Source organism: Ralstonia mojiangensis, from assembly GCF_023955645.1.
Taxonomy (GTDB): Bacteria; Pseudomonadota; Gammaproteobacteria; order Burkholderiales; family Burkholderiaceae; genus Ralstonia; species Ralstonia mojiangensis.
Genome location: NZ_JAMXHU010000003.1, coordinates 382,573 through 401,758 on the forward strand (window position 1 = coordinate 382,573; position 19,186 = coordinate 401,758).

Annotated in this window: 23 protein-coding genes; 8 read left to right on the forward strand and 15 right to left on the reverse strand. The window is 62.1% G+C overall.

Translation table 11 applies throughout. The annotated features are described in order from the left end of the window. Positions 1–9: 9 nt before the first annotated feature. Positions 10–1,827, reverse strand: a complete 1,818-nt coding sequence (locus NG898_RS13845) for a methyl-accepting chemotaxis protein (RefSeq protein ID WP_252692792.1) — start codon at positions 1,825–1,827, stop codon at positions 10–12. 74 nt (positions 1,828–1,901) lie between these two features. Further along, positions 1,902–3,758: a methyl-accepting chemotaxis protein gene (locus NG898_RS13850; RefSeq protein ID WP_252692794.1), complete on the reverse strand. Its 1,857-nt coding sequence runs from the start codon at positions 3,756–3,758 to the stop codon at positions 1,902–1,904. Positions 3,759–3,996: 238 nt separating this feature from the next. On the opposite strand from NG898_RS13850, the gene NG898_RS13855 reads away from it, so the two are divergent. The 6 genes from NG898_RS13855 (at position 3,997) to NG898_RS13880 (ending at position 9,251) form a co-directional block, all read left to right on the forward strand. Continuing rightward, the gene (locus NG898_RS13855) at positions 3,997–4,893 is read left to right on the forward strand and encodes a LysR family transcriptional regulator (RefSeq protein WP_252692796.1); all 897 of its coding nucleotides are present in this window, start codon (positions 3,997–3,999) and stop codon (positions 4,891–4,893) included. A 265-nt stretch (positions 4,894–5,158) separates the two neighbouring features. Continuing rightward, entirely contained in the window at positions 5,159–5,983 is an 825-nt protein-coding gene (locus NG898_RS13860) for a DUF5677 domain-containing protein (protein ID WP_252692798.1), read from the forward strand. A gap of 50 nt (positions 5,984–6,033) precedes the next feature. Beyond that, positions 6,034–6,861 carry a hypothetical protein gene (locus NG898_RS13865; protein WP_252692799.1) on the forward strand — a complete coding sequence of 276 codons (828 nt, stop codon included), beginning with the start codon at positions 6,034–6,036 and terminating at the stop codon, positions 6,859–6,861. Positions 6,862–6,963: 102 nt separating this feature from the next. Further along, entirely contained in the window at positions 6,964–7,365 is a 402-nt protein-coding gene (locus NG898_RS13870; protein WP_252692801.1) for a hypothetical protein, read from the forward strand. Between the two features lie 29 nt (positions 7,366–7,394). After that, entirely contained in the window at positions 7,395–8,333 is a 939-nt protein-coding gene (locus NG898_RS13875; protein WP_252692802.1) for an SOS response-associated peptidase family protein, read from the forward strand. Positions 8,334–8,957: 624 nt separating this feature from the next. Continuing rightward, complete coding sequence (locus tag NG898_RS13880) at positions 8,958–9,251, forward strand: hypothetical protein (RefSeq protein WP_252692804.1); 294 nt, start codon at positions 8,958–8,960, stop codon at positions 9,249–9,251. Between the two features lie 97 nt (positions 9,252–9,348). Here NG898_RS13880 and NG898_RS13885 read toward each other — a convergent pair whose 3' ends face one another. Genes NG898_RS13885 through NG898_RS13900 form a run of 4 tightly spaced genes read right to left on the reverse strand, consistent with a single transcriptional unit; the run spans position 9,349 to position 10,957 of the window. Then, complete coding sequence (locus tag NG898_RS13885) at positions 9,349–9,855, reverse strand: DUF2514 family protein (protein WP_252693441.1); 507 nt, start codon at positions 9,853–9,855, stop codon at positions 9,349–9,351. A 26-nt stretch (positions 9,856–9,881) separates the two neighbouring features. Further along, positions 9,882–10,148: a hypothetical protein gene (locus NG898_RS13890; RefSeq protein ID WP_252692806.1), complete on the reverse strand. Its 267-nt coding sequence runs from the start codon at positions 10,146–10,148 to the stop codon at positions 9,882–9,884. Between the two features lie 2 nt (positions 10,149–10,150). Further along, a complete protein-coding gene (locus tag NG898_RS13895) occupies positions 10,151–10,465 on the reverse strand; it encodes a hypothetical protein (RefSeq protein ID WP_252692808.1) in 315 nt (104 codons plus the stop codon). Then, on the reverse strand, positions 10,466–10,957 hold the full coding sequence (locus tag NG898_RS13900) for a glycoside hydrolase family 24 protein (protein ID WP_252692810.1): 492 nt from the start codon (positions 10,955–10,957) through the stop codon (positions 10,466–10,468). Here NG898_RS13900 and NG898_RS13905 point away from each other — a divergent pair. Both NG898_RS13905 and NG898_RS13910 read left to right on the forward strand, forming a co-directional pair. After that, entirely contained in the window at positions 10,951–11,115 is a 165-nt protein-coding gene (locus NG898_RS13905; RefSeq protein ID WP_252692812.1) for a hypothetical protein, read from the forward strand. The genes NG898_RS13900 and NG898_RS13905 overlap by 7 nt on opposite strands. 10 nt (positions 11,116–11,125) lie before the next feature. Beyond that, a complete protein-coding gene (locus tag NG898_RS13910) occupies positions 11,126–11,395 on the forward strand; it encodes a hypothetical protein (protein WP_252692814.1) in 270 nt (89 codons plus the stop codon). Here NG898_RS13910 and NG898_RS13915 read toward each other — a convergent pair whose 3' ends face one another. From NG898_RS13915 to NG898_RS13955, 9 genes are all read right to left on the reverse strand, one after another. Further along, positions 11,396–12,091 carry a hypothetical protein gene (locus tag NG898_RS13915; protein ID WP_252692816.1) on the reverse strand — a complete coding sequence of 232 codons (696 nt, stop codon included), beginning with the start codon at positions 12,089–12,091 and terminating at the stop codon, positions 11,396–11,398. Continuing rightward, positions 12,091–12,378, reverse strand: coding sequence for a hypothetical protein (locus tag NG898_RS13920; protein WP_252692817.1), 288 nt, complete (start codon positions 12,376–12,378; stop codon positions 12,091–12,093). The genes NG898_RS13915 and NG898_RS13920 overlap by 1 nt, the downstream gene beginning before the upstream one ends. Then, entirely contained in the window at positions 12,378–15,533 is a 3,156-nt protein-coding gene (locus NG898_RS13925) for a TipJ family phage tail tip protein (protein ID WP_252692818.1), read from the reverse strand. Before NG898_RS13925 ends, NG898_RS13920 begins: the two co-directional genes overlap by 1 nt. 74 nt (positions 15,534–15,607) lie before the next feature. Beyond that, entirely contained in the window at positions 15,608–16,195 is a 588-nt protein-coding gene (locus NG898_RS13930; RefSeq protein WP_252692819.1) for a tail assembly protein, read from the reverse strand. Positions 16,196–16,198: 3 nt separating this feature from the next. Then, entirely contained in the window at positions 16,199–16,909 is a 711-nt protein-coding gene (locus NG898_RS13935; RefSeq protein WP_252692821.1) for a C40 family peptidase, read from the reverse strand. A gap of 1 nt (position 16,910) precedes the next feature. Continuing rightward, entirely contained in the window at positions 16,911–17,612 is a 702-nt protein-coding gene (locus tag NG898_RS13940) for a phage minor tail protein L (protein ID WP_252692823.1), read from the reverse strand. Further along, entirely contained in the window at positions 17,609–18,001 is a 393-nt protein-coding gene (locus tag NG898_RS13945; protein ID WP_252692824.1) for a tail fiber assembly protein, read from the reverse strand. Before NG898_RS13945 ends, NG898_RS13940 begins: the two co-directional genes overlap by 4 nt. Positions 18,002–18,207: 206 nt before the next feature. Next, positions 18,208–18,840, reverse strand: coding sequence for a phage tail protein (locus tag NG898_RS13950; protein ID WP_252692825.1), 633 nt, complete (start codon positions 18,838–18,840; stop codon positions 18,208–18,210). Next, entirely contained in the window at positions 18,837–19,178 is a 342-nt protein-coding gene (locus NG898_RS13955; RefSeq protein ID WP_252692826.1) for a phage tail protein, read from the reverse strand. Before NG898_RS13955 ends, NG898_RS13950 begins: the two co-directional genes overlap by 4 nt. Between the last annotated feature and the right edge of the window lie 8 nt (positions 19,179–19,186).

Sequence of the window (19,186 nt, forward strand, 5' to 3'; positions counted from 1 at the left end):
CTCAACCGATCAGAACGTTTCCCAATCGGCGTCGGAACCGCCGCCGGCCACGGCCAGAGGTTGCTTGCGGGCAGGAGCAGGAGCAGAAACGGCGGCGGCAGGCGCGACCGGCGCAGACGCCGCTGGCTGAGCAGCAACCTTCGCTTCACGCTTGCGCGCAACCGCGCGCGCGGGCTTGGCGGCGCTAACCGACTTTGCCGCGGCCTTGGCAGCGGGCTTGGCGACCTTCTCAGGTTTCCGCGCGACCATCGCGGGGGTCTCTGCCCCGTCCAGCCGGAACTGCGACACCACCTGCGAGAGGTTCTGCGCCTGTTCTTCGAGCGATTGCGCGGCGGCAGCCGCCTGCTCGACCAGCGCGGCGTTCTGCTGCGTCACCTGCTCCATCTCTGTTACGGCCTGGCCGATCTGCAGGATGCCCTGCGTCTGCTCGGCCGATGCGGAAGCAATGTCTTCAACGATATTGGCGACGCGGCGTACGGCCTCAACCGTCTCGGTAATAGTCTCGCCGGCCTGCGCGACTTGCGTGTGGCCCGCTTGCACGCGCGATACCGAATCGTCGATCAGCGTCTTGATTTCCTTGGCAGCGGCAGCACTGCGCTGAGCCAGCGCGCGCACCTCGCCCGCCACCACGGCAAAGCCGCGGCCCTGCTCGCCAGCGCGAGCGGCTTCCACGGCAGCGTTGAGGGCCAGGATGTTGGTCTGGAACGCAATGCCATCAATCACGCCGATGATGTCGGCCATCTTGCGCGAGCCCGCGCTGATGTCGTCCATGGTGGCCACCACGCCGCGCACCACGTCGCCGCCGCGCGAAGCCAGGTCTGCTGCATTCGACGCCAGCGCGCTGGCTTGGCGAGCGTTCTCGGAATTGTTGGTGACGGTGGAGGTCATCTGCTCCATGCTGGCGGCAGTCTTCTCCAGCGAGGCTGACTGCTGCTCGGTACGCGAGGACAGATCAAGGTTGCCGCTGGCGATTTCGTGCGCGCCGGTGTTGACCGAATCCGAGCTGTTGCGCACCTGGCGCACGGTGTTCACCAGGCTCTCGCGCATGCGGCCCACGGCAGCCAGTAGGCTGCCCAGCTCATTGCGCCCGCCCGTTTTGACGTGAACGGCCAAATCGCCTTCGGCCACGCGGCTCAACACAGCCACGGCCTCGTTGAGCGGCGTAATCACGAAGGCCTTGAGGCCGTAGAACACCACCACGATCAACGCGAGCGCCATGGCGATACCGAGCGCGACGAACTTCAGGATCGTTTCATAGCGCGAGCGGCCATTGTCAGCCTCGTCCTTGGACAGTTTCTTGACGAGCTGCTGGAAATTCTCGATCTGCACCGACCAGGCCGCACCGGTATCGGTCACGTCCTTGTAGTTGATCGGGGCATAGGCTGCCGCATCTCCGGCGCGCAGGGCCGCAAGGGCGCGCTGCACAGCTTCGATGTGCGTCTGTGCGGCCTGGACGATTGCCTGGCGCAGCGACTCGTCAACACCTTCGATGGGTGGCGCATTCTTGAATGCTTCCACCTGTTCGATGGACTTCTTCAGGCCTTTCTCCGAGCTGGCCAGCGCAGCCGTCTTGGCCGCTTCATCCATGTTCTCGCGCAACACGCTGTACAAGCGCGACATGCCGGTGCGCGCGCGCTGCATGTCCTTGTACGCGTCATTCAACAGCATGCTGCGGTCGGAAATCTCATGCACGCGCTCGGTGGCAGCGTTGGTGGTGCGCAAAGCCAGCACACCCACCGCCGCCCCGACCACGATCATCAGCGCAAAGGTGATCAGAATCGCCAGCAGGCCAGCGCGCACGCTGGTGTTCTTCAAAATGCGGTCCATCTTGTCTCCGGAATCCGGGCAGGCAAGCACGCGATTGCGCGCGTCAAATCAACGAGGTCAAAGTCAGTCGCGGGTCAGAACGTTTCCCAGTCCGAATCGTCTCCGGCGGCCACCAGCGGCTTCGCTTTGGACAGGCTTGCCGGTATGACTGCCGGTGCGGGCACACTCTTCTCGGCCCGGGCGACCGGCTTGGCCGCCGCCTTGCGCAGCACAGGCGGCTTGCGCGAGGTCAGCCTGGGCTTGGCGGCATCGGTGCTCGGCTTGGCGGCATCGCGGCGCGGCGCCTCGTTCTTGGGTGCTACCGGCGCTGCAATTGCGACCGGCTTGACCGGCGCAACCACCGGCTCAACCTTGGCGACCATGGCCGGAGCACGGAGCGCATGCGCATCGAGGCGGAATTGCGCCACCACCTGCGTCAGGCTCACCGCCTGCTCTTCGAGCGATTGCGCCGCTGCGGCGGCTTCCTCCACCAGTGCGGCGTTCTGCTGGGTGGCGTCATCAAGCTGCGTGACGGCATGGCTGACTTCTTCAATGCCCGAGCGCTGTTCCTGGCTGGCGGACGAAATCTCGCCAACGATGTCGGTCACGCGCTTCACGCTTGCAACGATCTCGCGCATGGTCGTGCCGGCTTCTTCCACCAGCGCGCTGCCTGCATCTACGTTGACGACGGAATCATCGATGAGCGCCTTGATTTCCTTGGCGGCAGCGGCACTGCGCTGCGCAAGGCTGCGCACTTCACCGGCCACCACGGCAAAGCCGCGGCCCTGCTCACCGGCGCGGGCGGCTTCCACCGCGGCATTCAGCGCGAGGATGTTGGTCTGGAAAGCAATGCCGTCGATCACGCCGATGATGTCGACGATCTTGCGCGACGATGCGTTGATCGAGCCCATGGTCTCGACCACGCGCGTCACCACATCGCCGCCGCGCACGGCCACATCCGAGGCGGACGCGGCCAGTTGGTTGGCCTGCTGGGCGTTGTCGGCGTTCTGCTGCACGGTCGACATCAGCTGCTCCATGGCCGAAGCCGTTTCTTCCAGCGAACTGGCCTGCTGTTCCGTGCGCGAAGACAGATCAAGGTTGCCGCTGGCAATCTCGCGCGTGGCGGTGCCAATGGTTTCCGAGGCGCCCTTGATACGGCTGATGGTCTGCACCAGCGCGCCGCGCATGCGGCTCATGGCGTAGAGCAGACTGTGATTGTCGTCGGCGCGGGTGGCGATTTCGACCGTCAGGTCGCCACCGGCAATGCGGTTGGCCACATCGGCTGCGTAGGCAGGGTCGCCGCCGAGCGTGCGCTGCAGGCTACGGTTCGCGACGCCGCCCAGCAGCACCAGCAAACCACCCACCAGCACCAACAGCCCGCCGGTCTGGTACAGCGACGTCATGAACGCGGCGTTGATGTCATCCATGTAGACGCCGGTCGAGAAGACCCAGTCCCACGGCTCATAGCGCATCGCGAAAGCCGTCTTGGGCACAGGATCCGTGCCGCCGACTTTCGGCCAAACATAGCTGGTGAATCCGCCCTTCGGGTCTTTGGCGGCGTTGGTCAAGCCCACGTAGACGGCGTTGCCCTGCGCATCCTTGAAGCCGGACTGGTCCTTGCCGATGAACTCGGGCTTGATCGGGTGCATCACCACCACGTTGTTAGAACTGGTGATGGTGAAGTAGCCGTCCTTGTCGTAACGCAGCGCCTTGAAGCGGTCGAGCGCCTGCTGCTGCGCGGCGTCCTTGCTCAACGCGCCATTCTTGGTCAGATCGTCGTACTGCTTGACGAGGTTCATGGCCATGGTGGTCACGCTGACGAGGTTGTTCTTGCGCTCCTCTATTCGGATCTCGCGCGCCTGATACGCGTTGAATACCGAGATCAAGGTCAGCGCGACAAGGCTGATGACCAACGGCAGCCAAAGCTTTTGGCGAAAGCTGAGCTTGCTCATTCCAGAGTCTCCGGATGCGGAACCGCGAGGCGCCGTTTGCGCAAACGCGTTTCCACTATGGTTTTAGGGGTCCGGATGGTCTATCGGCAGGCGGAGCGCCAATCTTGAGGGGGCACACCCGCGCGAGGGCCGGCCGCGCAGCATTTGCACCCGTGCAGAGCGGCCATCGCCGGTGGCGATCTTTGCAAATGACGCCACATTAGGCAGAATTCTTTTGATCTGGAATTGACAATAAGCGATGAAAACCACGCTCGAAGAACTGCTTGCCTTTCGCACCGTGGTCGACACGGGCTCCGTTACGGCCGCCGCCGAGCAACTCGGCCAGACCGTGTCGGGTGTAAGCCGCGCACTGCGCCGGCTGGAAGAGAAACTGGACACCACCCTGCTCTCGCGCACCACACGGCGGCTGGCGCTCACCGAAGAAGGCGCCACATTTCTGGCGCAGGCGCGCAGCATCCTCGCCGCCGTCGACGAGGCCGAGGAGCAGATCGCCTTGCGCCGTCAGCAGCCCGCCGGACGCCTGCGCATCAACGCTGCCATGCCGTTCATGCTGCATGTGGTGGCGCCGCTGGTGCCGGACTTCCGCGCGCAGTATCCGCAGATTGACCTGGAGCTGAACACCAACGACCTGATCATCGATCTGCTGGAAGAAGACACCGACGTGGCGATCCGCATCGGCCCGCTACGCGATTCCACCCTGCGTGCGCGCCTGCTCGGCACGCGGCGGCTGCGCGTGCTGGCGAGTCCCGCCTATCTGAAAGCGCACGGCCGGCCACGCAACGTGGATGACCTGCAGAAGCACGTCCTGCTCGGTTTCGGGCAGCCGGAATCGCTGAACCAATGGCCCCTGCGCGGCCCGCATGGCGACCGGTTGCGCATCGAACCCACGCTCAAAGCCTCCAGCGGTGAAACGCTGCGGCAGCTCGCGCTCCAGGGCGTCGGCATCGTCTGCCTGGCTGACTTCATGAGCGCTGAAGACCGGCGCACGGGCAATCTCATACAGGTGCTTCCGGATGCCACGGTGGAGGTGCTGCAGCCGATTCACGCGGTGTACTACCGCAACACCCAGTTGGCTTCGCGGATTGCGTGCTTTCTCGACTTTCTCGAAGGCCGGCTTGCCAACGATGGACGGTGAAGCCGCATCGCGGGTGTGCAACAATTGCGCGATTCAACACCTTCCGCGCGCGGCCTGATCGAATCCCATCGGGCGGCGCGCTGCGCTTTGAGCACTCATGGCTGAACACTCCACTCCTGCTCTGGAGATCGACCCGAAATACGGCCCCTTCGACAAGCACACCCCGATGATGCAGAGTCACTTGTCCCTTTCGTAGCTTTGGAATGCGCCGGGACCTACGCCAGAACCTACGCTATCGGTCCCGATGTCGAAAAGGAGAGGAAGCATGGAAAACGCGGCGGCGGAAGTATCTGGTTTCAACCAGGTTGGGTTCCTTGGAAACGATCTAGGCGGATGGGAGGCCCAGGTCCAGCGCGAATTCCCTGAAGCGTTCGGAATTGCCGATCGGATGAACCGCATCGGGATGCGCATGGTGCACGCTATGCCGGATGGGGAACGCTCTGAGGCGGAAATCCTCGCATTGACCGCCTTTTACCGGGGCCTGCAGTCATTCCAATCTACAATTTTGCTCGCGCAACTCGGTGCAATGGCGGAGGCCCGAACATTGGCGCGCCTATGTTGCGAGGCGGCAATCGTGGCCGGAGGCCTCCTGAAGGTGGAGGGGACGCTGGAGAAATTGCACGAAGACCATGCGAAGCATTCTCTAGCAATGGCGAACTCCATGATCGAGTTAAACCGCCAAGCGGGCGCAAATGCCGATATGACCCGATTTGAGACGGAAGTGGCGCGAGTCAATTTGGAATACCCGCGGGGACCCCAATCACTGAGATACAACTCACTTGCGCACCAGGCTGGCTTGGGCAGTCTATACGAACTGGCATATCGACTCCCGTCCGGCGACGGCGCACATATCACGCTAGGGGCGCTTCATCGGCACGTCGACAAGAATGGCGAAGACGAGTTCGTCGGAATGATCTTCCACCCTGACAAATCGGACCTAGGCGCTACACTCTTGGCTGCAAATGCCGCGTTACTCCACCTACTTGGTCTCGCCCAGGAATATATGGGACTCAACGCATTCGAGGCTGAAATGCGGGATCTGCTCCTTCAATGGCAAGTTACGCGTGACGTGTTAGAAGGCCGTGCATAGTCACAGATCAAAATAAGCGGCATTCCTACACAACTCCCAAAAACGACACCATGAGCTGGCCGGACCTTGTGAATGCGGCGCTATCCGTCGGAGCCGTGTCGGGACTTCTATTCTTCTTCAGAGACAAGATCTCCGAGTATCTGTTCAAGCGCATTCAGCACCGTTTTGATGTCAAGCTTGCCGAAGTTCAGTCTGACTTTCGCACTCGTGAAGCAGTGCTTGAGCGACTGACTCACACCGCCCTGTCCTCGATTGCCGCTCGTCAATCCGCAATCGATAAACGGAGGGTGGAAGCCGTCGATCAAATTTGGGCTGCAGTCCATCACCTGCGTTCAAATCGATTCATTGCGACGTGGATGTCGACGCTCAAGTTCGAGCCGTTGGCCGAGTTCGCACAGAACGATGAACGCGGCAGGGCTATGGTCAAACACCTGAATTTTGACTCGACGGCCCACGCAGCGGCTCAAGAAAAAGCCAGTACGGCGCGCCCGTTCCTTTCTCCCGCAGCTTGGGCTTACTTCAGTGCATATAGCGCTGTGCTCGGGTACGCCGTCGCGCAAATGACGATCATTAAGTTGGGTCAAAAAGCGGAGCTAATCGCCAAGCCGGAAACCGTGACAGAGCTTGTTGCCAAAGCCCTTCCGCACCAGAAGAGCTTCCTCGATGAATGGAAAATCGCGGGCGCTTACCACTTACTAGATGAACTGGAGGAACGGCTGCTCGGCGAACTGCAGGCCTTCCTCAATGGTGACCTTGGCGACGGAGCCCGAGTTACACAGACCGCCGAGCTACTCAAACTTGCAACCCAGATCCAAGCAGGCAATATGCAGCAAGTCGAGGCTGACGCCACCACGGTCGGCGTTGGCCCGGAAGGCTGATCAAATGTAGCCCTTGGTTCATGTCTCTCTTGTCTGCATTGACGTGCCCCTGAGCCCAATAGTACTGTAAATATATACAGTGCTATTGGGCCACGGATTAGCATGAAAGTGCACGTGACACCGCTCAAGTTGAAGGGCGTGATGAAACAAAAATGGATGCGTGCGATGGGCAACGCCCAGGGGATCTTGTGCCTCAGTGACAAGCGCGACACCATCAACCAGCGCACCACAAGGGTCGCAGAGCTTCAACAGGTTCAGGACGCCGAAGGCAAGGAGTGGCTATTGTTCGATGCACAACTTGTGTGGGCAAAGGAGTCGATCTTGCTTTTATCCGGGTACGAGAGACGCAAAGAAGGTATCGATACCTGGACGGACTATGCGCAGACCTGGCTGATTCGGTTTCCGGGACGGGCGGATCTTAGTGGCCCAGTTGTAGCAACGACTGCGGCGATGGCCCCGACCGAGCAGCAGATCGAGGAAGCCATCATTGGGGCCAGCGTATGATTTTTGCATCAGTCGCTGTGTGAGAAACCATGTGCTACTCCGCCCGCATCGAGGCCGACTATCGACGGTTCGTGAAGGAGTACGGTGCGATCATGTCGCTGGACGACTTCACCCACATGATCATGGAGTACTTCGCCGAGCCGAAGCGCATCCGGCTGCCGAGGGCGATGACAGCACCGTTCTTGGAATCGCCGGTTACGGACGAGGAAAAGAAGATTGCCGAAGTGTTGCGCGAGCGAATGAAAGCCGACGAGATCGAGCTGCTGCAGGAACTTGCCAAGCAGCGCGAGCGGCTCGAGAAGGCGCAGCGGTCGTTGGCAGTGAAGGCGACCAAGAAAGCTGCAGACGACGAGCGAATCGCGACAAACAAGATCGCGGCGATCGCCGGGAAGCTCGACGACCTGCGCACCACCGACATCAGGCCGCGGGATGCGCGCATCTTCCCGGGCTGGTACGCACCTGTGATGGTCTGGGAGAACGGCCGCCGCGTGGTCAAGCCCATGCGCTACCAGTGCCGGCCTGCCGGAAAGCCAGCGTTTTACGACGAGAAGTACCCGGGGACGTACAACGCCCGGATGGACAACCTACGGGGATTTTGGAAGGGCCAATACGGGCACACGCACGGCGTTGTGCTGGTGGACGCGTTCTATGAGAACGTGGCCGCGCCTGACGGAAAGAACCAGGTACTGGAATTCCGGCCGGAACCGCCGCAGACAATGCTGGTGGCGTGCCTATGGTCGCACTGGCGCGCGACGAAGGCAGGCGAGAAGGATTTGCTGTCGTTCGCGATCATCACAACAGATCCGCCGCCAGAAATCTCTGAGGCAGGTCACGATCGCTGCCCAGTTCCGATCAGGCCCGACGACCTTGATGCATGGTTGAACCCGGTCGCAAATCGCCTTGACGCAATGGACGAAATCCTCAGACGGAACGCGATGCCACACTTCGAACATCGCGTCCAACCGTAGACCTCAGACTGCCGCTCACGGCAAAAGCAGAAATCTATCGATCAGACCGATTGGATAGAAAGAATTATTCTGAACAGGTGATCATTGCGACGCCGTATGTGCGCCCGCGCGACCCTATACCCTGTCTGGGTTAGCGGCTTTGCCGCACCGCATTTCGGTTCAAAAAACCCCCCGCTGCCCCCAACTGTCAAGACTGGTCTTGTTCGATGGGTCCACTATACTTGGGTGTAATGCACTGCCCCACTACTAGCTGTAGTGGTTCGATACGGAGGCATCACGTGATATAGCGACAGGCGCCCGGTAGGCCGATACCGGTGTCGCCGAAGAGAACAGGAAGGCCCTGACAGCGCAAAGACCCGAGAAAGGACACGCTACCAGGGCCCGAGGCACAGCTCGATGTACACCCGGAAAGCCTTTGCTACCAACAAACGCTTTCCTCGCCACTTACCGCGGACCGGTTGCAGCCGGATTGCGCTAATTAGCAGGTGCTACAGCGGGCTCAATTCTACGTATTTGATCAACGGAACAACAAGCAAAAATTCGATCCGAATTTTGTAACGTTCCAGCACAACGAACGATCGGTGTGCTAACGCGCAATTTTTGCGCAAAGGAATTGAGTTCAAAATGACTAGCTACGCCATTCGATGCACGATCCACAAGGGGTCGTGGGAAGACTATCAAAAACTGCACGCCGGCTTGGCGGCACTTGGGTGCAAGCGCACAATCGTAGGCGGTGATGGCAAGGTTTACGACCTGCCGGATGCCACGTACGTATGCGAAACGTCCGACTCGATCGAGAAGTTGCGCGACGCGGCCTTTCAAGTTGCCAAACGCGTTTCCCCGACCCAAGAGATGCCCTTGGTGATCGTTTTCATTCGGGGCCAAGCCTCCTGGTATCTGAACCCTACCAAGAAGTAACGAGCGCATCTAGGCTTACCTAGCCGACGCGTAGTAGAAGACAAGACCCGCGCGGATGCTGTTCGCGCGGGTCTTTTCCATAACCAAAATCGATATCTCACATATTTCGGGATGCCTCCTCCCATCGCCCCTGGGTCAGCGCTCCGTAGCTGCGCTCGCAGGCGAGCCCGGCAGTTTTGAGGTTGTCTGCGTATTCGCCAAGCTCTCCCGCAGCGCCGTCAGTCCGGCGGAGCACGTCGACAAGCACATCAAGGGGATCTCCACCAGGCTGACTCGGGCTTGCGCCGGCAACGGTGGGATTTCCGGCGGCGCGACCGGTTGCCACGAGTTGCTCAACTCGTGCGCGCAGCTTGTCAGCAGCAGCTCCAGCAGCGCGAGCATCAGCGCGCGCAATAACAACTTGTTGTGTTGCTTCATTGGCTATCTCCGAAATCTCTACTGTGCGGCGTCGCCCCTCAACTCGAGCCTCATCTACCGCCTTAAGCTGCGCCCGCGCCGCGTCGAGCGCGGCCTTGTTGCGCTCTGCTTGGAAAACATTGGTGTCGGAGCTGTGTTGTTGGACCCGCCCAACCCCGTAGGACAGGACGAGCGCGACGATGGCCACCAACAGCAAGCGAGGATCGAATGGACTCACGTCGCACCCCCACTCTTTCGATGCGCACGGAGCTCCAGCCTCCAAAACCCCCAGAGCACGCCGATCGCCACCGCCACATTCAGGGCGATCTCCGGCGCGCTATGGCACGCACCAGGAATCGCGATATTCCCCAGCGCCGCATAGTTGATCAGCGCGAGCACGCAGGCGCCGCCGGTGCGCGTGGGGACCTTGTGGGTAAGGACCGCCCAAAGCGACCCCGCGAAAATGATGGCGTTGGCCACCACATTGATGGATGCGAGCATGCTCACTCCTTCGCGCCGCCAATCACGCGCCGCCGTACGTCGTTGAGGATTTCCGGGATCTGCTGCATGGCGTTGTTCACGATCGCCAGACCGAAGACGGCGGCCGACGCTACGGCCAGCATGTGCGTGTAGGAGCCCGGCACCAGAGCGAAGCGTTCGACGGCCGCGCCGCCGGCCAGGCAACCGATGCCGAGGCTGCTGACGAAAGACAACATCCGCTGCCACCAGCTGCCCGGTAGAAACCGCAGCGCGATCACCGAGCCAAGCGCGGCCGCACCGCCCACCTTTGCGGCCACCACGATTTCCTGTTCCGTCATTTACGCCGCCCCCTCTTTGCCGCCGCACAGTAGGTAGCGCGCGCGCAGTTGTTCGAATGTGTGTTCGTGCTGGCCGTAGCCTGCCCCCGGCAGGCTGGCCCAGATGTTTTTGCACTTGCCGATCGCGTCGCGCAGGCGGCCGGCCTGAATATCGGCCAGCGCGCCACGCTCGCGAATCTGCTGCACGGCAATCGCGTCTTGCGATGCAGGGCTGAAGTCCGGCAGCTTGAGCAGGCGCCTGTAGGGGTCGTACCACCGGGCCAGCAATTGATAGCGCCCGGCCGCCGTGGATTTGATGCCCAGCCGCGGGAGATCCACCAGCACGCGCGGATGATCGGCGTAGCTGCTGAACAAGCGTCCGCCCACCAGGACGTCATACCCGTGGTCACGCGTTGGCTGTCGCCCGTCGTCAGTGCCCTCGCTAAACCCGAGCATGTCGAGAAAGGCGGCTACGTTCTGCCCCCCCAGCAGAGCCGGGTCTGTAAATGGCATGGTTGCTCCGAGAAAAGAAAAACCCGCCGATTGGCGGGTGTGCAGGTCTGGGAAACACGGCAACAATCGTTGCAATTGGCCGTGTTTTATTCGCGATGCGCGACCTAGAATCGAGCCGCGCCCTCGAACTGGAAGGGCAGCAGCAAAAACAACATTGAAGGGGGTCCCATGCACGCTCTCCGCATTGCAGCTCTATCCGCGCTCACGGCCGTGGCCGGCTGCGCAACACCTGGCAACACCGAAGAGCCAGTCGCCTGGCGGATGGACCGCGAGGAGCACGCGGCACGCGTCCGCGTTTTCGAGTGCCGTGCCGCTGTGGCACGCGGTGATCGCTCCGACTGCAAGCCCGAGATTGCCGCGCTCGCAAAGGTGGAAGCGACGCGCCGTTACACCACCTACTCCGATGTCGGCAACATCGGCAGCATGCATATCGAGTAGTCAGATATTGGACACGTCGATTAGGACGGCTTGGCGTGCACGCGGATCGACGATGAGCGATCCGCCCCCTTCCCCGCCGACGGCATTCACGTTGATCTGCGTCCAGCGCATTCGAACGCCGTTCGGCAACGCACGCAGCCCATCGCCGCATGTGATGGCGAGCTCGGATACCGCGTAGTGGGTCCCCATCCGCTCCATCGAGAGCACAACGGCATACGTGCCCATTGGCAGGCCCGTATAGTCGTTGTAGTCCGTCAGCGCCAAGGGCTGTCCGCCAGCCAACGTGAAGATGCCGACCGGGTTGAAATACTTGTAATTCGAATCGAAGGTGCAGACGCCATCCGCGCGGAACACCTGAAGCCCGATGCCATGCGCGACCGCCGGCACTTGGTCGAAGATGTAATACGTGAGCGCCGTACCGTCCCAGTCGGTTGTGGTGTTCACGCATAGGCGAAACGTCCACGAGCTGCCGCTCTGTCGGACGTCCCCCAAGGCCACCGCGTAATTGGCCCGCACAGCGATGATGGGAGCCACACCGGTGACGGTCAGCTCGACCATCTTAAACGCCGAAATGAATCCATCCGGCGTTGCCGTGGAGGGCGTCACCTGCCCTGTCGCGATCAGCCCCAGGTTGACGTAGTTCTCGTCAATCTGCAGCACGCCCCCACTGTTGAACGCTTGAAAGCCTGCGGTCATCAATACACTCCGACGTAGACGGTGACAGCCTGCGTATCGCCCGGATACGGTATGGACCAGGAGACCGTCGTCCCGGAAATCGAGATCTGCGGCAAATTCGACGCGCCCACCGCCGACGACCACCCGGTTTGAATGACATAGAACGGCGAACCGCGCGCCAGCCCCGGAACGCTGACAGAACCGGCGCTCGTGCCCGTGTTAAAAACGCCGACGATGGCGCCCAGCCGATCGGTAAGCCGAACAACCGGACGCCCCGATGCGTCGTAAACCTCCAGACCGACCGGCATCACCAGATCCCCATACGCACACGCAGCACACCATTCGCGTCGAACACCTGCACCACCTGGTCGGTGATGCGCAGATACCCACCGCCGGCCACTCCGTTGAGCTCAAGCGTTCCGTTCTTGTCGAGCACCCAGCGCGGCCGGCCGTTGGCGCCCAGCGCGTTGGACTGAATCACGTTGCCGATCTTGGCGTTGGTGATGGCGCCGTCCTGAATAAACGCCGAATCCATGAACACCTGGCCACCCTGGATCAAGAACGGCGTGAGCACGCTGTTCCCGTTCGGATGGATGACGCCAAAACGGTCGGCCGCAATAAGCACCTGGCTCTCGATGACGCCTTGGTTGTTCTCGACGCCAATACCGATGCCAGCCAGGTACGTGCGGCCGTTGGCGGCAATCTGCGTCTTGATGGTGTACATCGCGGCCAGCTTGCCGTTCTGATCCGCAACGGCCTGCTGCGCGACCTGCACCGCCGCTGTGTTTTGCGCGACGGTGGCCTGCATGGTGTCGACGCGCTGCGCCACCGCCCGGCCCGCCTCCTCGAGCACAGATTGCGTCGACACTATGCCGGCGAACACGTGATCGTCACCCGCGTAGTCGTTGCTACTGCCGGCCATTGGCGGCTCGATGCTGTCGATCGTAGACAGCAGGTCCGCCCCGAGCTGCGTCTTGCCGATCTGGCCGTTGAGATAGTCCAGGATGTCGGAGGCCTGCGAGCTGCTCGAACCTGGCACGCCCAACCCGCTCGGATACCACGCGCCGATATTCCCCGACTTGTCGACTAGGCGCGCCCAGAAGAAAAACTGCGCGCCGGCCGCCAAGCCCATCATCGTGTGCGTGTTCGCGGGGAACGCAAAATCCCCCAGCTTGACCGCGTCGGCACGGCTCGACGTCTTGCTGTACCAGATCTCGGTGCGCTCAACATCGAGCGGCCCCGTGGGAAATGCCCAGTCGAGCCGGATGCCGAACACGATAGCCGTGGCCAGCAACGTGCCCACGACCGGCGGCGGGCTTGTCTTGCCCTGCAGGTGCGTTTCTGGGGAATACGCTGGCGCGGAGGCCACGTCCAACGGATTGATGGCCCGCACGCGTGCAACGTAGGTACCTGCGTAAATGTTCCGCACTTCCACGCTTTGCGACCCGGTCCGGCCGGCGCTAACCCATTCGCCGTTGTCCCGGCGCCAATCCACCGTGTACGCGATTGCGCCTGCAACAGGTTGCCAGCCGACAACCATCGTTGTTACCGCGATGCCCTGATCGATCGTGCTGTAGGTGGACAGCACAACATTGGCCGGCGGCGGCTGCACCGACGGCGGAATGATCGTAATCGGGCGGGTATCGATCCGCGTGCCGTGGTCGACGGCCGAATACTTCTGCGGGTTGTGCTGCAGCGCGATGATCTCGAACGTGAGGCCGTCGTCTTCCGTGACGGACACGACACGGAAGAGCTGCGTTTTGAGATCGGCACTTTCGATCGACCACACCGCCTCGGGCTGCACAGGCAGCGACCAGTCGGCCGACACCGTCACCGCATTTCCGTCGACGCCGTTGATCGTGCGGCGCTGGGCGGTACCGTCGGTCATATTGACGACCAGGGTATCCCCCGGCCCCGCAACGGCCGGCCGATCGAGCGTCACAGCCCGGCCTGCAGCGGAACTTACGCGCCCGCCGTTGGATCGGCCCGCCCGCGCCGGGTCAGCCACCTCAATTACTGAGCCCGGCATGACGACGGCCGCATCCAGCCCGACCTTAAACGAAATGGTCTCGGTCTCCAGACGGCTTGTCAGGAGAATCCACTGGCCGACGCGCTGCGCCTGCGATTGCGAGGTGCACCCGAAGGCCGTCACCTCAGTCTGCTGAATTCCGTAGCGCGCAATGCCATCTGCATCCTGCACAGGCTCGACCTTGGCGATGAAGCGATCAGCCGGGTCGTTCCACGACACCAGCGCCACCGTCTTGCGAGCGCGCCGGGCGCTGCCGGCGTACGAGAATTTCCCGTCGACGACGTTGCCCGCATGGAACAGGTACGAGGCCGTGCTCGGCATGTCCGCCATCGCCACCACGTTGCCGGCCGCCCAGAACGCCATGCCTCGAAAAACGCTCGCCAGATCCTGCAGGACGTTGTACGCATCGCCGCGCTGCTGCAGGTAGCAATTGCAGGTAAAGCGCGGCTCCTGCCCGCCACGGCCGTCCGGCACCAGCTCGTCGCAGTACTGCCCGATTTGGTACAGCGACCACTTGTCGACCATGGCCGCGTTGACTCGATCCCCTAGGCCGTAGCGCGTGTGCAGCACCAGGTCGTAGAACACCCACGCCGGGTTGTTGGTGTAGGCGACCTTAAACGTGCCATCCCAAATTCCGGTGTACGTGCGCGAGGCCGGATCGTAATTGCTCGGCACCCGGATAATGCGCCCGCGCAGCCGATACGAGCGCGTCGGGATGTTGCTGAACTGGCGCGCATCGATGCGCAAGCCGATCAACGCCGAGTTTGGGTAGCGCAGCTTCGCGTCGATCACCTCGGCGAACGATTCGACACGCGTCGTATCGGCGATCGTGCCGCTGTTGGCGTTGGGCGTCGTTCGGCGTACCCGGATCGTCCAACCGTTGCGCGCCGGCGGCAATTCGATGCGATGCGTGCGCGCGTATTTATTGGTCGTCTTTCCATCGAAGGCGCTGGCCATCACCTGCTGATACGCGCCGCCGTCGGTGGCCAGGTCAATCGCATATTCGACGCGATAGCCGTTGATGTTGCCGTTACTCGTGTCAGCCTTGGACAGTGCCGGCACGGAAAGCTGCACGCGCACCGCCGAAAGTTGCGTATTGGCGATGGCACGAACCCATGGCATCGCCGACGTCAATTCAACGCCGACGCCCGTTTCGTTTTCCACCGACGGAAAACCCGGAATGGCATCCTGATCTTGCGTGCCGGGCCGATAGTCGACCGCAACGTTCTGGAAATTCAGCGAGCCGTCGGCGTTGGCCAGCGGCGTGCCCTCCAGGTAAATGCTCTGCAGCCCGTTGACCAGTCCGGCAATCTCCCCCTCCGACACAAGGTCGAGGACACGCGCATAGGCGATGGAGTGCAGGCTGTCGGGCGACTCCACTGGCGAACTACCGCCGCCGCCATCCTTCCCGCCGTATCCGACGATATTTCGCACTTCGGCTCACCCAAAAGAAAAGGCCCCGCATAAGCGGGGCCTTGCTGTTCAGTTTCAGAAATCAGTTGCGGGCTCTACACCTGGTCTTCGGCGAAGATGCCGCCAGAGATCACGGCTGAGCCGACTTCAAGCTCGCCGTAAAGCAGCGGCACGGGATTGCCCTGGGCGCTGGTGTTGACGGGGCCGTTGAAGTTGTAAGAGGCGCCGTTCTCCGGCGAATCGCGTGCCGATAACCCAGACGGCTGTGGGGACAGCATCTGGATGACACCGCCGAGCATCATCATGGCGCCGAACTTCATCAGCGGCGCGCCGAGGCCGCCCCCGAAGTAGCTCACGACGGCACCCACGACCACCAGCACGGCCCCGATGATCGTCTGCAGAATGCCCCCGCGCTTGCTTCCGACGAGGATGGGCGCAATGCGAATCTCGCCCCGCCCCGGCGGAAGCTCCAGCTCGTCCTTGGTCAGGTTCCGCTTACCTGCAAACACCGCATATGCGATGCCTTTGTCCTTGCTCTCGAGCAGCTCGCGACGAAAACCCTTTAGCAGCACGCACAACGCCTGGATAGCCTCCGCCGGGCTCGCGACTGCCAACTCAAAGCGGCGGCCGAAGCGCGTGCCAAGCTTTCCGTACAGGCGCACGATTCGAACTCTCTGCTCCATAGCCTAGGCCTCCGATTCGTGGCGCAGCACGCACCGGGTGATCTCGCGCCAGTAGCCGCCATACACATCGCGTGACGAAAGCCGCCCGTGCAGATGATGCAGCATGTGGCCATCGCCGAGATACACACCCGCGTGGTTCGGCACCGGCGCACGGAGCTGCATCAAAATGACATCCCCTGGCCGCTCCGGCGCATCCTGCGAGACGACGCGGAAGCCTGCTTCCGCATAGTGCTGCAGGTACAGGTCTCCGCCGCTCGCCCACCAATTGTCGTGCCGCTCAAAGTCCGGCAAGTGGATGCCACGCTCGCGGGCATACCAGTCGACCACGAGCGAATAGCAATCCAGAACGCCGTGGGCAAACTGCCGACCGACGAGCGGCGCCTGGTAGCCGCACGGTTCGATCGTGCGCACGTCGTCAGCCGGCCAGGCGATGATGTGCCAGGGCACACCCGATGCCTCGCATGCAACGCGGTCGGCTTGACTGGGTTCCGCACTGGCGTTCGGGTGACTGTGCACAACGGCCATCACCTCACCCAGGTCTTCGGCGGCTGCGTAATCCTCCGCCGGCATCTCAAAGTGCTCGGTACCGACGGCCACGTTGCTACATGGCACGTAACGCTCCCGCCCGTTGACGACGACAACCAGGCCGCAGGCCTCCCGCGGGAAATCGCGCGCCGCATGCCGGCGCGCTTCATCGAGTGTCTGTTGTTGCATTTCAGGTGCGAACCAGATCCGCCGCGGGGAACGAGCCAAACGGCAGTGGGTTGTTGGCGCCAAAACGACATTTGCACGACGACAGCCGGCCACCACATTTATCCAGCGAAGGGTCGGCCACAGGGTTGTCGTCGCGATCAAACATGGCGGCACCCGTGTAGCCGCAGTTTGGCCCCCGGTATCCGCCGATCATCAGCCACACACACACGTTCGCGACGATTTGGCGGCGCGGGAGCTGCACGCCGTTGAAATCGAGCGCGCTGGACAGCTCGAACTCAACGGTCTCGCTTGTTTCGGCTGTCTTTTGCTCGACGAACCACTCCTCGACGGGCAACTCCTCCGCAGGGTCTGCCTCAGGATTCCCTTCCGGAAAATTGCGCGCATCGAGGAAGCGGCCGAGGGTGCGCCGACGTCGCAGCTTTGCGCCAACGAGGTCGTTGGCGTACAGGCAGACCGCCGAGATCGAGCCATCGACGTTGCCAACGGTCAGGCGCGGTGCCGGCTGCTGCCCCTGACCGGAGCGAGCGAAACCCTTCCCTTCGATGGGCCACGGACTGTATTCGTTGCCTTGCCACCAGATCGAACCCACCTGCGTGTAGCCGTGAAACCGCAGCAAGTCGGCGCCGATCTCAGTGGCATCGAGCTCGAACAGCTCGACGAGTGCGCCGGGCTCGAGGCGCTGAATATCGGCCGTGATTTTCATGCTGTCGGAACCTCAGGCCACTGGATCTCAGCTGCCGAAACGTCAACGCGATTCACAGCGACGATGTACCGCTTCCACGCGAGCAGCTGCGCTGCCTCCGCCTGGGTCGCCTCCCCGAGTTCGACGGCAATATCCAGGGGCTCCATCGCATCCCGAGCACTGGACAAGCGCGTCGCGCGCTCCCGGATGGCGCGCTCCTTACGCAAACGCGCGTCAACAAGGGCGTCCAGGACCCACGTGGCGCCAGACCAGATGTGCGCCTCGCTGGGGCGCGGCAGCGTCGTAGCATCCACAGGCAACAGGCCGACACCCGTAAAGCCGGTACTAATACGGTATGGGCTGCCATCCTGGGTGCTGTACAGCGAGACTGCGCGGTAGTCGGGCAACACGTGCCACTCCGCTTGCTGCCAGTTGCTTGGAATTGACCCGTCGCCACACAGGTACACAGCCACTGATCCATGTGGGGCAGCTGGGGGCTGCCGTGGCGTTGCAAAGGCGGGCACGAGGGGCGACTCCGGCTCGCGTGGGTTATCGTCTGCTGCGCCCGCATGGAGAAATGCGCCCGTCAGATGGTGATAGTGATAGATGTCCATGATCATGCGTATCGAATGCAGGCCAACATCGCGATGTTCCTCGGGCGCGTTTCAGCTCCGCCGGAAGTACCAGTGAAGCGGCCGCTAAAGTTGACCCCGTACGGCCCGCCCGGAAACGCGGTACCGTTGCCCGAAAAAACGATGTCATTTGGCACCGTGTGACTGTGGGCGCGAAAATCGTCAGCTTGAAAAGTGCCAAGGCCTCGGCCCGCGTCGACGCCGCGACCATCGTCCCAGCCGCGCAAGAACTCCGCGCGCAGGTCTGGCAAGTTGAACGTCGTGGAGCCGTCACCGGCGCCGAAGGCGGTGCCAATCACCGCATAGAGCTCTTTGTACGTAACTCGTGACACAGCCGCGCCGTTGGCCTTGAACCAACCGTACGGCGGCACCGTTGTCCGGGGAAAGTACGAAATTTGTCCGACGGCAACTGAGTTGATGTACTGCAGACTGGTTATCAGGTCTTGCAGGCCTTGCACTTTGACTTTCAGGCCGTCCACGCCGTCGCTTAGGCCGAAAAAAGCCTGGGCGATAGCCGACATGTTGGTGTTGGTCTTATCGTTTGCCGTGCGTTGGGTATCGCCGTCTTTCCCTAACGGGGCGGTCCCAAGGTTGATCCAGGTGAGCGAAAGATTCATGGCGCAAAGCTCTGCACGAAGGTTGCCGAAAGGGAATAGACACCGCCAGCCTCGACAGCCGGCGTGTATTCGCCGACGCGATAGCGCCCCTGCACGCCCAGCGGCGGCGTCCATAGGAACGATTTCGCGCCGGCGTGGCGGTCAATAAATGCCTGAATTGCGCCGATGCGCACTGCATTGCCGACAAATCGCAGCGGCCAGGAGCTGGTGCGGTTGTTGATGCCGTCTGGCGCTACCTGCTGGTAGCCATCTCCAAACTGCGCTGACCGCGTGCGCAGCTTGACGCTGCCCTGGGCGCTGCTGCCGGCCGCACGCCAGGTGAAGGTTTCAAGTGCCATGGAATTCC

What these genes read in the sequence shown, in the direction of transcription:
- NG898_RS13940 (WP_252692823.1), bottom strand. Translation starts at nt 17,612, where the DNA reads ATGAAAATCACGGCCGATATTCAGCGCCTCGAGCCCGGCGCACTCGTC.
- NG898_RS13850 (WP_252692794.1), bottom strand. Translation starts at nt 3,758, where the DNA reads ATGAGCAAGCTCAGCTTTCGCCAAAAGCTTTGGCTGCCGTTGGTCATC.
- NG898_RS13935 (WP_252692821.1), bottom strand. Translation starts at nt 16,909, where the DNA reads ATGCAACAACAGACACTCGATGAAGCGCGCCGGCATGCGGCGCGCGAT.
- NG898_RS13855 (WP_252692796.1), top strand. Translation starts at nt 3,997, where the DNA reads ATGAAAACCACGCTCGAAGAACTGCTTGCCTTTCGCACCGTGGTCGAC.
- NG898_RS13880 (WP_252692804.1), top strand. Translation starts at nt 8,958, where the DNA reads ATGACTAGCTACGCCATTCGATGCACGATCCACAAGGGGTCGTGGGAA.
- NG898_RS13890 (WP_252692806.1), bottom strand. Translation starts at nt 10,148, where the DNA reads ATGCTCGCATCCATCAATGTGGTGGCCAACGCCATCATTTTCGCGGGG.
- NG898_RS13950 (WP_252692825.1), bottom strand. Translation starts at nt 18,840, where the DNA reads ATGAATCTTTCGCTCACCTGGATCAACCTTGGGACCGCCCCGTTAGGG.
- NG898_RS13845 (WP_252692792.1), bottom strand. Translation starts at nt 1,827, where the DNA reads ATGGACCGCATTTTGAAGAACACCAGCGTGCGCGCTGGCCTGCTGGCG.
- NG898_RS13955 (WP_252692826.1), bottom strand. Translation starts at nt 19,178, where the DNA reads ATGGCACTTGAAACCTTCACCTGGCGTGCGGCCGGCAGCAGCGCCCAG.
- NG898_RS13875 (WP_252692802.1), top strand. Translation starts at nt 7,395, where the DNA reads ATGTGCTACTCCGCCCGCATCGAGGCCGACTATCGACGGTTCGTGAAG.
- NG898_RS13865 (WP_252692799.1), top strand. Translation starts at nt 6,034, where the DNA reads ATGAGCTGGCCGGACCTTGTGAATGCGGCGCTATCCGTCGGAGCCGTG.
- NG898_RS13915 (WP_252692816.1), bottom strand. Translation starts at nt 12,091, where the DNA reads ATGACCGCAGGCTTTCAAGCGTTCAACAGTGGGGGCGTGCTGCAGATT.
- NG898_RS13900 (WP_252692810.1), bottom strand. Translation starts at nt 10,957, where the DNA reads ATGCCATTTACAGACCCGGCTCTGCTGGGGGGGCAGAACGTAGCCGCC.
- NG898_RS13930 (WP_252692819.1), bottom strand. Translation starts at nt 16,195, where the DNA reads ATGGAGCAGAGAGTTCGAATCGTGCGCCTGTACGGAAAGCTTGGCACG.
- NG898_RS13895 (WP_252692808.1), bottom strand. Translation starts at nt 10,465, where the DNA reads ATGACGGAACAGGAAATCGTGGTGGCCGCAAAGGTGGGCGGTGCGGCC.
- NG898_RS13860 (WP_252692798.1), top strand. Translation starts at nt 5,159, where the DNA reads ATGGAAAACGCGGCGGCGGAAGTATCTGGTTTCAACCAGGTTGGGTTC.
- NG898_RS13910 (WP_252692814.1), top strand. Translation starts at nt 11,126, where the DNA reads ATGCACGCTCTCCGCATTGCAGCTCTATCCGCGCTCACGGCCGTGGCC.
- NG898_RS13870 (WP_252692801.1), top strand. Translation starts at nt 6,964, where the DNA reads ATGAAAGTGCACGTGACACCGCTCAAGTTGAAGGGCGTGATGAAACAA.
- NG898_RS13920 (WP_252692817.1), bottom strand. Translation starts at nt 12,378, where the DNA reads ATGCCGGTCGGTCTGGAGGTTTACGACGCATCGGGGCGTCCGGTTGTT.
- NG898_RS13905 (WP_252692812.1), top strand. Translation starts at nt 10,951, where the DNA reads ATGGCATGGTTGCTCCGAGAAAAGAAAAACCCGCCGATTGGCGGGTGT.